Origin of the sequence: Janibacter sp. CX7, from assembly GCF_024362365.1 — a bacterium.
In the GTDB taxonomy this organism is placed as follows: Bacteria; Actinomycetota; Actinomycetes; order Actinomycetales; family Dermatophilaceae; genus Janibacter.
The window spans coordinates 2948014-2959079 of sequence record NZ_CP101464.1 but is presented as its reverse complement, the minus strand read 5'-3'; the positions used below and the strand labels follow the sequence as shown (position 1 = coordinate 2959079).

General features: G+C 74.0%; 11 protein-coding genes and 1 riboswitch. Of the genes, 2 read left to right on the top strand and 9 right to left on the bottom strand.

What is annotated here, in order from left to right:
• Positions 1–45: 45 nt before the first annotated feature.
• Positions 46–1023: an NAD(P)H-quinone oxidoreductase gene (locus NMQ01_RS14585; RefSeq protein ID WP_255184626.1), complete on the bottom strand. Its 978-nt coding sequence runs from the start codon at positions 1021–1023 to the stop codon at positions 46–48.
• The gene (locus NMQ01_RS14580) at positions 1023–1310 is read right to left on the bottom strand and encodes a DUF4235 domain-containing protein (protein ID WP_255186383.1); all 288 of its coding nucleotides are present in this window, start codon (positions 1308–1310) and stop codon (positions 1023–1025) included. Before NMQ01_RS14580 ends, NMQ01_RS14585 begins: the two co-directional genes overlap by 1 nt.
• 132 nt (positions 1311–1442) lie before the next feature.
• Positions 1443–1545: riboswitch (TPP riboswitch) on the top strand.
• A 76-nt stretch (positions 1546–1621) separates the two neighbouring features.
• Here NMQ01_RS14580 and NMQ01_RS14575 point away from each other — a divergent pair.
• Together NMQ01_RS14575 and NMQ01_RS14570 are read left to right on the top strand one after the other, a co-directional pair.
• Positions 1622–2266 carry an ECF transporter S component gene (locus NMQ01_RS14575; RefSeq protein WP_255184625.1) on the top strand — a complete coding sequence of 215 codons (645 nt, stop codon included), beginning with the start codon at positions 1622–1624 and terminating at the stop codon, positions 2264–2266.
• Positions 2267–2274: 8 nt separating this feature from the next.
• Positions 2275–4572: an ATP-binding cassette domain-containing protein gene (locus NMQ01_RS14570; protein WP_255184624.1), complete on the top strand. Its 2298-nt coding sequence runs from the start codon at positions 2275–2277 to the stop codon at positions 4570–4572.
• Between the two features lie 7 nt (positions 4573–4579).
• Here the strand turns inward: NMQ01_RS14570 and NMQ01_RS14565 are convergent, their stop codons facing one another.
• From NMQ01_RS14565 to NMQ01_RS14535, 7 genes are read right to left on the bottom strand one after another with little or no spacing between them, the layout of a single operon-like run.
• Entirely contained in the window at positions 4580–5170 is a 591-nt protein-coding gene (locus NMQ01_RS14565; protein WP_255184623.1) for a hypothetical protein, read from the bottom strand.
• Entirely contained in the window at positions 5167–6093 is a 927-nt protein-coding gene (locus tag NMQ01_RS14560; RefSeq protein WP_255184622.1) for a hypothetical protein, read from the bottom strand. The genes NMQ01_RS14565 and NMQ01_RS14560 overlap by 4 nt, the downstream gene beginning before the upstream one ends.
• 13 nt (positions 6094–6106) lie before the next feature.
• The gene (locus NMQ01_RS14555) at positions 6107–9337 is read right to left on the bottom strand and encodes a LysM peptidoglycan-binding domain-containing protein (protein WP_255184621.1); all 3231 of its coding nucleotides are present in this window, start codon (positions 9335–9337) and stop codon (positions 6107–6109) included.
• Positions 9303–9800 carry a pilus assembly protein TadG-related protein gene (locus NMQ01_RS14550; protein ID WP_255184620.1) on the bottom strand — a complete coding sequence of 166 codons (498 nt, stop codon included), beginning with the start codon at positions 9798–9800 and terminating at the stop codon, positions 9303–9305. Before NMQ01_RS14550 ends, NMQ01_RS14555 begins: the two co-directional genes overlap by 35 nt.
• Positions 9800–10276, bottom strand: coding sequence for a TadE family protein (locus tag NMQ01_RS14545; protein WP_255184619.1), 477 nt, complete (start codon positions 10274–10276; stop codon positions 9800–9802). Before NMQ01_RS14545 ends, NMQ01_RS14550 begins: the two co-directional genes overlap by 1 nt.
• Positions 10277–10278: 2 nt before the next feature.
• Positions 10279–10737 (bottom strand): TadE/TadG family type IV pilus assembly protein, encoded by a 459-nt coding sequence (locus NMQ01_RS14540; RefSeq protein WP_255184618.1) that lies wholly within the window; start codon positions 10735–10737, stop codon positions 10279–10281.
• On the bottom strand, positions 10737–10955 hold the full coding sequence (locus tag NMQ01_RS14535) for a hypothetical protein (RefSeq protein ID WP_255184617.1): 219 nt from the start codon (positions 10953–10955) through the stop codon (positions 10737–10739). Before NMQ01_RS14535 ends, NMQ01_RS14540 begins: the two co-directional genes overlap by 1 nt.
• Positions 10956–11066 lie beyond the last annotated feature (111 nt).

Here is an 11066-nt window from a genome sequence, read left to right as displayed (position 1 = left end):
ACCCTAGGGTTTTGCAGGGTTGGGGGGCCGGGCGAAGGGGGTGGCTCAGGCGGTGAGCAGGATCTTGCCGATGTGACCGCTCGCCTCGAGCTCGCGGTGGGCGTCGGCGGCGCGCTCGAGCGGGTAGGTGCCCTGGACGATCGGGCGCACGGCACCGTCCTCGACCAGCGGCCACACGTGCTCGCGGACCGCGGCGACGATCGCCGCCTTTTCCGCAGCGGGGCGGGCCCGCAGCGAGGTCGCGATGACCGCGGCGCGCTTGCTCAGCAGCTTGCCGAGGTCGAGCTCGCCCTTGCGGCCGCCCATGAGGCCGATGACGACGAGCCGGCCCGACGTCGCCAGCAGGTCGACATTGCGGGGCAGGTACTTGGCGCCCATGAGGTCGAGGACGACGTCGGCCCCGTGACCGTCGGTCGCCGCGCGCACCTCCTCGACGAAGTCCTGCTCTCGGTAGTTGACGAGGATCTGCGCGCCGAGGTCGCGGCAGACGTCGAGCTTGTCCTGCGAGCCGGCAGTCACCGCCACCCGCGCTCCGGCGGCCGTGGCGAGCTGGATCGCCATCGTGCCGATGCCCGACGACCCGCCGTGGACGAGGAAGACCTCGCCGGGCTGGAGGTTGGCCGTCATGAAGACGTTGGACCAGACCGTGCACGCGACCTCGGGCAACCCCGCGGCCTCGGTGAGGCTCACTCCCTTCGGCACGGGGAGGAGCTGTGCCGCAGGCACCCGGACCTGCTCCGCATAGCCGCCACCGTCGACGAGGGCGCAGACCTCGTCGCCCACGGACCAGCCCTCGACACCGGGACCGACCTCGCGGATCGTGCCCGAGACCTCGAGGCCCGGCAGTGGCGAGGCGCCCGCGGGCGGCGGGTAGTGCCCGAGCCGCTGCATGACGTCGGCGCGGTTGACCCCGGCGGCCACCATGTCGACGACGACGTCGCCCGGGCCGGCCGTGGGGGCCTCGACCTCGGTGACCTGCAGGACGTCGGCGTCACCGGGCTCGGTGATGGAGACGCCGCGCATCAGGAGACCTTGTCCAGCTCTCCCTGGACGGACTGCATGGCCTCGGGCAGGTGACCCGCGGACTTCTTGTAGAAGCTCGCCGCCTGGCGCGTGGCCATGGTGCGGGCCAGGCCCATCGCCAGACCGGCGAGGGCGGCGAAGGCGATGGCCTCGCCGATGGGGTTCTCGGGGTTGTTGGGGTCGATCGTCTCGCCCTTGCCGAGGCGCGACCACGCGATGGAGATGACCTTGTTGGCGACGATGCCGGCGATGATCGCCGAGCCGGTGCCCAGCACCTTCCAGACCATGTTGCCCACGAGACGTCCTTTCGTACACACACGCTGCGGAGGTGGCGACGGTCGCCGCCACCCGGTACGTCTCCAACCCTGCCACAGGACGGGCACGGCGGACCGCCCGTCCACCCGCGCGGCTATGCTGGCCGGGCACGACAGGGGAGCGCAGCAGCGCTGAGAGTGCGGGTGACCGCAGACCCTCGTACCTGATCCGGCTAGCACCGGCGTAGGGAGTCGAGTCTCAGGGAACGTCGTCGACGCACGGCCCGTGGCCGGGTGACGGCGCCGATCCCTCCCTGTGGAACCCACACAGGAGAAGCATCAGCATGACCACCACCAAGACGCCGGCCGCGTCCCGCGCCGGCACCGTCCTCGCGACCCGCCCCCTCATGGGCTGGCGCACCGTCGACCTGCTGACCGTCGCCTTCCTCGGCGTGGCCTTCGGCGTCGCCTACTGGGGCTACAACCTCGTCTACGCCGGGCCGCTCTCGGTCGTCGGCTCCGCCTTCCAGCCCGCGATGGGCCTCGTCGTCGGCTTCTGGTTCATCGCCGGCGTCGTCGGTGGGCTCGTCGTGCGCCGCCCCGGCGCGGCCGTCGCGTGCGAGCTCATCGCCGCGGTCGTCTCGGCGCTCTTCGGCAACCAGTGGGGCGCGACGACGATCCTCTCCGGCCTCGCGCAGGGCATCGGCGCCGAGCTCGCCTTCGCGATCTTCGCCTACAAGGCCTTCGGCCCGGCCGTCGCGCTGCTCGCCGGCGCCCTGTCCGCCCCGCTGGAGTGGGTCTACGAGATCGTCTGGTACTTCGCCGACTGGACCTGGACGTGGAAGCTCGCCTACCTGCCGCTCATGGTCGTCTCCGGCATCGTCATCGCCGGCCTCGGCGGCTGGGCCCTCACCCGGGCGCTCGCCGCGGCGGGTGCGCTCAACCCCTTCCCCCCGGGGCAGGAGCAGCTCGAGCGCAGGGCCGTCTGATCCCAGCGGTGTCGGAGGTCGAAGGGGGTGCCCGTGGCGCCGTCGAGGTCCACGGGCTGACCTGGCGTCCCGCAGGTCGGCGGGAGCCGGTCCTCACGGACGTCGACCTGAGCCTGCGGCCCGGCGAGCGGGTGCTGCTCGTGGGGCCGAGCGGGTCGGGCAAGTCGACCCTGCTCCGGGCCCTCGCGGGCCTGCTGCTCACCGTCGACTCCGGCGACCTCGCCGGTGAGGTCACCGTCGACGGCGTGGCGCCCGGCGAGCGGGCGGGTGCGGTCGGGCTCCTCCTCCAGGAACCCGGGTCGGGCACCGTGGCGGCGACGGTCGGTCGCGACGTGGCCTTCGGGCTGGAAAACGTGGGCCGGCCCCCCGCCGAGATGCAGACCGTCGTCGCGTCGTGCCTCGACGCCGTCGGCCTGGGCCACCTGCCCCTCGACACGCCGACCCACGCCCTGTCGGGCGGCCAGACCCAGCGACTCGCGCTCGCCGGGGCCCTCGCCCTGCGGCCGGGGCTGCTCCTGCTCGACGAGCCGACGGCGATGCTCGACGCCGACAGCGCCGCGCAGGTGCGCGATGCCGTCGTCACCGCGGCGGCCGGGCTGACGACGGTCGTCGTCGAGCACCGCCTCGAGCCCTGGCTCGAGCACGTCGACCGGGTGCTCGTGCTCGGCCGCGACGGGCGCATCCGCCACGACGGTGACCCGCGGAGGGTCCTCGCCGAGCACGGCGAGAGCCTGGCGGCCGACGGCATCTGGGTGCCGGGCGTGCCGGCTCCTGAGCCGCTCGACGTCGACCTCGGTCCCCTGGCCTGCCCCGTTGCGCCCGCGCGCGGCGCACTCGCGCCCGACGCTCCCGCGCGCGGCGCACTCGCGCCCGGCGCGCCGGTGCTCACCGCCGAGCCATTGCGGGTCGAGCGGCGGCGCAACCACCTCGACGGGCGCAGCGAGCTGACGACCGCGCTCGTCACGCAGGCCCCGCTGACCGTCGCCGCGGGCCGGGCCACGGCGCTCGTCGGACCCAGCGGTGGGGGCAAGAGCACGTGGCTGGCCACGATGGCTGGACTGGTGCCCCCTTCGTCGGGGCGGGTGGTGGTCGGCGACGACGCGGGAGCCGACGCTCCCGAGGTGGCGGACCTGCCGGCCGACGAGGTGGCGCAGCTGCTCGGCTGGGTGCCGCAGTGGAGCTCGAGCGCGCTGCTCGCTCGCACGGTCCTCGACGAGGTCCTGCTCACCGGCCGCACCCTCGGCACGGCCGACGAGGGCGCGGCCCGGCACCTGCTCGACGTGCTCGGCCTGGCGCACCTCGAGCGCGCCGACCCGCAGACCCTCTCTGGCGGCGAGCAGCGCCGCCTCGCCGTCGCCGCGGCCCTCGCGCACGGCCCGGCTGCCGTCCTGGCCGACGAACCGACCGTCGGCCAGGACCGGGGCACCTGGGCGGCCGTCGCCGGCCTGCTCGCCGCCCACCGTGCCCGGGGCGGCGGCGTCGTCGCCGCAACCCACGACCCCGACCTCGTGGCCCTCGTCGACGAGGTCCGCACGGTCCGGCGCCCTCGGGTCGACCCACCCCCGCCGGCCCCTCGTGCGGTGCTCTCCGCGTGCGGCCCGCTCTCGCTCTTCGCCGCGGCCGTCGTCCCGATGGTCGCCGCGGTCCTCTCGCCGGGCTGGCAGGTCTCGCTCGTCGTCCTCGCCCTGCTCGCCGTCGGCGCCGTCGTCGGCCTGTCGACGCTGCCCGGCACCGGACCAGGCTGGACCACCGCGCGTCGCTGGCGGGGGCTGGCCCTGCGGCTCGTGCCTGCCCTCGTCGGCGCCCTCGGCGTGGGCTGGTCGACGTGGCTGCTCGGCACCCACGACGTCGAGGTCGCCGTCTCGGCGGCGCTGCGGCTGCTCGTCATCGTCGTGCCGTCGGCGATCCTGCTCGGCTTCGTCGACCCGGACGACCTCGCCGACCACCTCGGTCAGCGGCTGCACCTGCCCGCTCGACCGGTCGTGGCGCTCGGCGCCGCCCTGCAGCGGGTCCAGTCCTTCGGTGCAGCGTGGTCCGAGGTGGGCTGGGCGCGGCGGCTGCGGGGCCAGGGCGTGACCTGGCGGCGGCCGGCCGGGGTCGTGGCGCACCTGTGGGCGTCGACCTTCGGCATGCTGCTGCGCTCGCTCGGCATGGCCGCGACGCTCGCCGTCGCGATGGACGCGCGGGGCTTCGCCTCGGCCGGTCGGCGCACCTGGGCCGAGCCCGCGCCCTGGCGACGGGCGGACACGCTCGTCGTGCTGGCCTCGCTCGTCACCGTCGTCGTGGTGCTGCTCGCGCGCCGGTGACGACCGGTCAGCAGTGCCCCTTGACCTCCTGGGTCCACGAGACCATCCACGAGTCGGGGTTGGGGTAGCTGTCGTTGCTCACGTGGAACTTCATCGGCCGGGGCCCCCGGCCCTTCGAGCCGGCGACCGTGCCGCCGCTCTCCTTGACGAGGCTCGTCCCGCTCTCGTCGAGGCAGGCGCGCATCTCGACGAAGGGGGAGATCGCCACGCCGTTCTTCGGCTTCGGCTCGAGCTCCATCTTCGTCACCTGGAGCTCGCCGACGATCTCGGTCGTGCCCTCGCGGCGCTGACCCTTGATGTCGAGGCGTCCGGCCTCCGCGATGAGCGCAGAGGAGGCGCGCCCCTCGGCGAAGCCGATGGACGCCGTGCTCCGATAGCTCTCGGGCGAGGCGAGGATCGTGTTGCGCCCGTCGACCCACTGGCCGACGCGGGTGCGGGCGCCCTCGGTGGCCGCCTCGTCGGGGTCGGTCGTGGTGGTCTGGCGCTGGTCGACGAGGTCGGGGGTGAGCCCGCCGTCGTCGTCACCGCCGCACCCGGAGAGCACGAGCGCCGCGACCGCGGCGAGGGCGAGCGGGGTGACCCGGGACGCTCGGGTCACTTGTTGACCACCTGATTCTCCCCGATGCGGATCCACAGCGACTGCTTGAACTCGATGTTCTGCTCGCCGGGACCGTTGGCGTCGACGTAGGTGATGTGCCAGTAGGTCGTGATGAAGACGCGGTAGTTGCCCGGCTTCTTGTACTTGTGCCCGCACTCGGGGGTGCGGTCACGCATCCACGGTGCGAAGGGCGGGCTCTTCTGGCAGACGACCGTCGAGCCGTCACCCATCTGCCACTTCACGTGGGTCACGCCGGCCTTGACCCAGTAGGGCGTGCCCTCGGCCTCGGCCTGGATCGGGCCCCACTGCGTGCGCCACATCGTCCGCGGCCACATCCACACCCACAGGCCGACCGGCGCCATGCGCGAGCCGGTCCACTCCTGGCCGACAGCGATGGGGTTGGGCGCGAGACCGGGGTACATCGCCCGGAACTTGGTGCCGACGGCGGTCTCGAGGTCGGCGATGAGGTCGTCGGGGTTGCTCGTGCGAGGGGGCGTCTCGGACCAGAACGGGTCCTTGAGGATGAGCGTCGTGCCGTCGGAGTCGAAGCCCGTGCACTGGTAGAGCTTGCCCTTGGGTCGCCACTCCGGGTCGTCCGGCGTGGGCTGGTCGGAGGCCTCGATGATGTAGCACTGGCGCTCGTTGCTCCACGAGCCCGCCACCGCGTTGTCGCACGGCACGCGCTCGTAGTCGGGCGCGCCGAGGTTGCACGGCGGGCGCGTCGGGCCCTTGCCCCCGCCGCCCTTGCCGTCGCCCTTCTCCCCGCCGAAGACGATGCGGCAGCGGGCGCTGAGGTTGAAGTTCTCGCAGATGTCGGCCTCGCTGCGCGGCGCCGTGGCGAGCGAGGCGACGAGCACGAGCGCCGTCACACCGAGCACGGCGACGACGCGCTCCCACGGGAGCAGTCGGGTCAGGGTCGTCATCGGCGGGCCTCCATCAGACGGCGTGGTGGGTGGTCGTCGGGGTCTGCGACCTGGTGAGCTCCGGCAGGCTCGCGAGCAGCTCGCGGGATGCGGGCTCGAGGTCGCGGTCGGCGAGTCGGCCGCAGTCGGCGAGGCCGACCGCAGCAGCGTCGCGGGCGTCGGCGTCGCCGATCTCGTGGGTGGCGAGGACCTGCAGGCGCCACAGGGCCTCGACACCGGGCTCGACGGTCAGGCCGACGACCGTCGCGTCGTAGGCCGCGGCCCAGCGCCCCTCCATGAGGCGGCGGCGGGCGAGCTCGGTGGCGGCGGTGGTGATCGCGAAGATCATCTGCGCGCGCAGCGCCTGCGCCCACACGTAGTGGCGGGGGTGGACCCCGGCGAAGGGGCGCCCGCGCACCAGGCCGAGGGCCTGCTCGAGGTGCTCGGTGCCGGCGTGCGAGGGGTCGGCGGGCACGAGGCCCTGCCAGAGCCGCCAGTCGCTCGTGATACCGCGGGCCGCGTCGAGGCCACCGGCCGGGGTCTCCTCCGGCCCGAGCCACGCGCCGAGCCCGGCGAGCGAACGGTCACGCACGCGGGAGTGGTCGTGCATCGCGCGGTTGGGCCACATCGCGTCGTCGATCTCGGTGGCGGTGGCGTGCGGGTGCGTGCTGACGTAGGCCGCGAGCTCGGTGAGGCGCATGCGGTGGGCTGCGGCGACCTCGCCGACGTTGTCGATGTCGACCGGGCCGAGCAGGCGCAGCACGGGCTCGTCGGTGGGTGCGGCGAGCTCGCGCACCCGCTCGGGGAAGGCGATGACCGGCGGCAGCGGCGTGCCCGGCGTCGGGGTGATCTGGTTGGAGAGCCACCCGGGTGTCGTGCCGAGCGAGGTGAGGTCGAGGCCGGCGGTGCGGCGCACCGTCGCGACGTCCTCCCCGGGCTCGAAGGGGGTCTGCCCCGCCGGGGTGTTGACCGGCGTGTTCCAGCGGACCGGGGTGGGGTCGGTCGCCTCGTCGGCCACCTGCGAACGACGGATCGTGGGCGCGTCGTCGACGAGGTCGTCGGCCGGGTCGAGGGTGACCTCGGCGGCGGTCGGGACCCCTGCGAGCGCTGCCGCGTCGGGCTCGCCCGCGGCAGGTGCCCACACGTCCTCGGCCGGGGCGAGCAGGTCGAAGAGGAAGCCGATGCGGGCGGCGTCGGCGCTCGTCAGCCGCTCCGGCCGCACCTGCAGGTAGGCGGGGGAGAGGACCGCGGCGTCGGTGTCGTCGGCAATCGTCAGGGCATCGGCGCCGTCGGCGACCGAGCTCGCGGCGTGGGCGAGCGCGACACGCGGTGAGGAGGCGACCGCCTTGTCGAGGCGCCGCCGGTCGCGGGCGTCGAGCTCGCCGCTGACGACGATGACCTCACGGGCAGTCGGGTCGATCTGCACCTGCACCGAGAGGGTGTAGGCCGCCATGTCGGGCACCGAGCGCACCCGCGGGGAGTCGATCGCCCGGGTGAGCTCGGGGTGCCCGCCGATGACGGTCACGGTCGTCGCGTCGGCCCAGGGGGCGGAGGCGAGCGAGAGGGTCATCGCCGCGAGGGTGTCGCGGGTGCGGGCCGGGTCGCCCACGACGGCGAAGGTGCGCACGTCGGCGAGGTTGACGAGCACGTGCGCCTCCTCGTCGTCCTGCCCGATGGCGACGAGGGCGGGGAAGGGCGCCGGCTCGGTGACGAGCATCTGCGGGTCGAGCGTCATGGCGCGGTCCACGGCGAGGGTCCACAGCCGGGGGTCGGCGGTGGAGGTCCAGGGCGCGGGCAGCCGCATCGGGTCGGCGAGCTGGACGTCGAGCTGCTGGCGACCGATCCGCACCGAGCGCAGACCGGGCAGCGCGCGGCCGGCCTCACGGGCGGCGACGGAGATGTGCCGCAGGGCGATGTCGACGGTGTCGACCGTGTGGACGTCGGCGACGAGCGCGAGCTCGCGCTCGAGGTCGGTGACCGCCTCGTCGGTGGGGCGGGTCAGGCGGGCAGCGCGCCGGCGGCGGGCCCGCTCGACGAGGGTCAGCAGGCCGGCGGCGGTGATGCCGGACAGCCCGAGGACCGTGCTGCCCCACTCGTCGGCCGGGTCGCCGACGAGCACCGGGTCGGCGGAGCCCTCCTCGGCGCTCGCGGTCGATGCGGCTGCCCCGGCGGTGCCGGAAGCCGCCCCGGAGACGGCCGGGGTCTGCGCGCTGGCCGGCTGGTCGGCGGGAGCCTGGTCCGCAGGGGTCGTGCCGAAGGGGGTGGACGCCCCGTGCGCGGCGTCGGCCGCGGTCTGGGCGGTGCCGGGAGTGGCGCTCGGGGTGTCGGCGGCGGTCTCGTCGCCCGGCAGCTGGAGCTGCCAGCCGGGCCGGATGAGGTCGGGGTCGGTGAGCCGGTCGCCGTCGGGCTGCTCGGCGGATCCGGTCTCGGCGACGATCTCGGTGTAGCGGCTGCCGTCGCCGAGCTCGTCCTCGGCGATCTCCCACAGCGTGTCGCCCTGCTCGACGGTGTGCGTGCCGCCGGGCATGGCGTCGTCGGCGGAGTCATCGGCACCCGTCGCGTCGCCGGGCAGCTGGAGCTGCTGGCCGGGGGCGATCCAGTGCGAGGCCGGGATCGAGTCGCGGTTGAGGTCGAGGATCTCGGTGTAGCGGGTGCCGTCACCGAGGCGCTGCTCGGCGATCGACCACAGGCTCTCGCCCTGGGCGACCTCGTGGGTGAGCGTGGGGGCGTCCTGCTGGTCGGCGCTCGTGTGGTCCGCCCGGTCGGCTGAGTGCGCGGCGACTGCGTCGGCCGCTGCGGCGGCGGAGACGCCACCGGTGACGGCGGTGGTCGTCGCGAGATCGGTGGACCCGGTGGTCGCGGCCTGGGCGGTGCCGGCCCAGGTGGCGACCGTCGGGACGGTGATGAAGAGCAGCGCGGCGGTGCCGACGACGTAGCGGGCGATGCCCTGGGGCAGCGAGAGTCCGGGCAGCTGGGGCACGTCGGTGCCGAGCAGCCGGGCGCCGACCTCGATGACGATCGAGGCGGCGATGAAGAACCACGCGAGCCACGCGGCGTAGCGGAAGATGACGAGCAGTGCGGTGCCGTCGTCGGGGGAGGTGACGGCGTCCCAGATCTCGGCGGGCGTGGCCCACTGGTCCGGGATCGGCCCCGCGCCGATGTGCAGCAGGAGCCACGGGACGCCGACGAGGAGTGCGACGATCCCGAGGAGGGCGATCAGCCCTCGCGCCCTACCAGCCGCTGCACGTGCCGTAGCTGCCCTCATCGGCGTCGTACTCCCGTCCGTCTGCGTTGGTCCGGTACTGGTAGGCCGAGCCGGTGCCCTCGATCTCGCGAGGGCCGACGCCGATCATCCCGAGGAAGATCGGGTCGTAGGTCAGGCTCGTGCGCACGTTGACCGTGTGCCCGTCGGACCCGACCGTGACCTCCTTGAGCGATGCGCCGCTCGGGCTGGCCTCGAGGAAGCGCTGCGCGGCCTGGCGGGCGCGCGGCAGGTAGATGACGACCTCGGACCCCTTGATCGCGCAGCCGGTCTCGATCTGCTGGCCGGCGAAGCGGGCGGTCTCGTCCGCGAGGTCGTTGGCCTGCTGCATGGCGCGGACCTGGCCGCCACCGTCGACGACGAGACCGACGAGCGGCACGACGGCGAAGACGGCGGAGACGAAGTAGGTGCTCAGCGAGCCGCGCTCGTCGCGCAGGCGCCGGATGCGGGAGCGGAGGGCGGACATCAGCGCTCCCGGTAGGTGTCGACGGGGCTGGCCGCGGTCGCGGTGACGGTGTGACCGCCGCCGATGCCCGGGAGCGCGAGGTCGCCGAGGGGGACCTCGCAGCTGACGGTCGCGTTGACGATCTGGTCGGCGACGCCGGGGTCGGTCTGCTTGCCCGAGGCGTCGAGCTGGACGTCGAGGTTGCGGCAGGTCATGTCCTGCTCGGCGAGGAAGGCCCGGGCGGCGCTCAGGCCACGGTCGCGGGAGTCGGCGCCGCGCTCGAGCGAGGCGGCGCGAGCAGCCTCGCCAGCCGCCGACTGGATGCTCTGCTGGGCGATCGCGATGCGGCCACCCATGACGAGCATGGCGATGAGCAGGCCGAAGGCCGGGGCGAGGATGACCATCTCGATGCTCGCCGAGCCGCGCTCGCCGAGCAGCCGTCCCCGGGCGTCGAGGCGTGGGCGCCGGACGGCGAGGAGGCGCCGTGGAACCGTCATCATCAGTCGCCCTGCCCCTCGGTGCCCCGCACGATGAAGTCCTCGGGCGCGGTGAACTCCTCGATGTTGCGCGTCGCTGACATCGACACCGTGGGGTCCCAGCCGGGCACGAGCGACATCGTCGTCCCGGTGACCTGCACGGTGACCGTGCCTGCGGTGGGATCACGACGGACGGCGACGTCGGGGTCCTCGAGCAGCCCGGAACCGCCGGCGCGCGAGGCGAAGTCGATGGCGGAGGTGCGCCCCTGGGCGTCGGTGCCCTTGAAGCCCGCAGCATCACGGGCGCCCTCCTGCGCGGAGGCCAGGGCCACGGTGCGGCCCTGGTAGTAGACCGCGCCCTGGACGGCGAGGAAGAGCAGGCTCAGGGCCAGGGGCAGGAGCACGACCATCTCCATGGACAGCGCACCGCGGTCGGAGCGCCAGCGCCCCGACCTCGTGTGCAGCCCCTGCGACCCCCGCATCAGGGAGCCTTGATCTCCTGCGACTTGCTGCTGACGAAGGTGCGGATCGCGCCGATGACGATGACCGCGATGGCGATGACGGCGACGGCCCACAGCACCTGCTCGATGGTCACCGAACCGCGCTCGTCGCGCGCACGGGAGATCGTGTCGGCCTGGTCGCCGAAGTAGTTGCTGACGTGAGCGCCCAGCACCTGCAGGGCGGCGTAGAACTGGATCATGACTGGGATGCTCCCGAAGACGAGGGTGATCCCGGGAGGCGGGTGGTCCCCCCGGACGAGCGACAGGCTATCGAAGGCGGCCCCGTAGCGCTAAGGGGAGGACTGCCCTCC

Excerpts from the sequence above, each read along its gene's own strand:
- NMQ01_RS14585 (WP_255184626.1), bottom strand. The coding sequence starts at position 1,023 with ATGCGCGGCGTCTCCATCACCGAGCCCGGTGACGCCGACGTCCTGCAG.
- NMQ01_RS14580 (WP_255186383.1), bottom strand. The coding sequence starts at position 1,310 with ATGGTCTGGAAGGTGCTGGGCACCGGCTCGGCGATCATCGCCGGCATC.
- NMQ01_RS14575 (WP_255184625.1), top strand. The coding sequence starts at position 1,622 with ATGACCACCACCAAGACGCCGGCCGCGTCCCGCGCCGGCACCGTCCTC.
- NMQ01_RS14560 (WP_255184622.1), bottom strand. The coding sequence starts at position 6,093 with ATGACGACCCTGACCCGACTGCTCCCGTGGGAGCGCGTCGTCGCCGTG.
- NMQ01_RS14555 (WP_255184621.1), bottom strand. The coding sequence starts at position 9,337 with ATGAGGGCAGCTACGGCACGTGCAGCGGCTGGTAGGGCGCGAGGGCTG.
- NMQ01_RS14550 (WP_255184620.1), bottom strand. The coding sequence starts at position 9,800 with ATGTCCGCCCTCCGCTCCCGCATCCGGCGCCTGCGCGACGAGCGCGGC.
- NMQ01_RS14545 (WP_255184619.1), bottom strand. The coding sequence starts at position 10,276 with ATGACGGTTCCACGGCGCCTCCTCGCCGTCCGGCGCCCACGCCTCGAC.
- NMQ01_RS14540 (WP_255184618.1), bottom strand. The coding sequence starts at position 10,737 with ATGCGGGGGTCGCAGGGGCTGCACACGAGGTCGGGGCGCTGGCGCTCC.
- NMQ01_RS14535 (WP_255184617.1), bottom strand. The coding sequence starts at position 10,955 with ATGATCCAGTTCTACGCCGCCCTGCAGGTGCTGGGCGCTCACGTCAGC.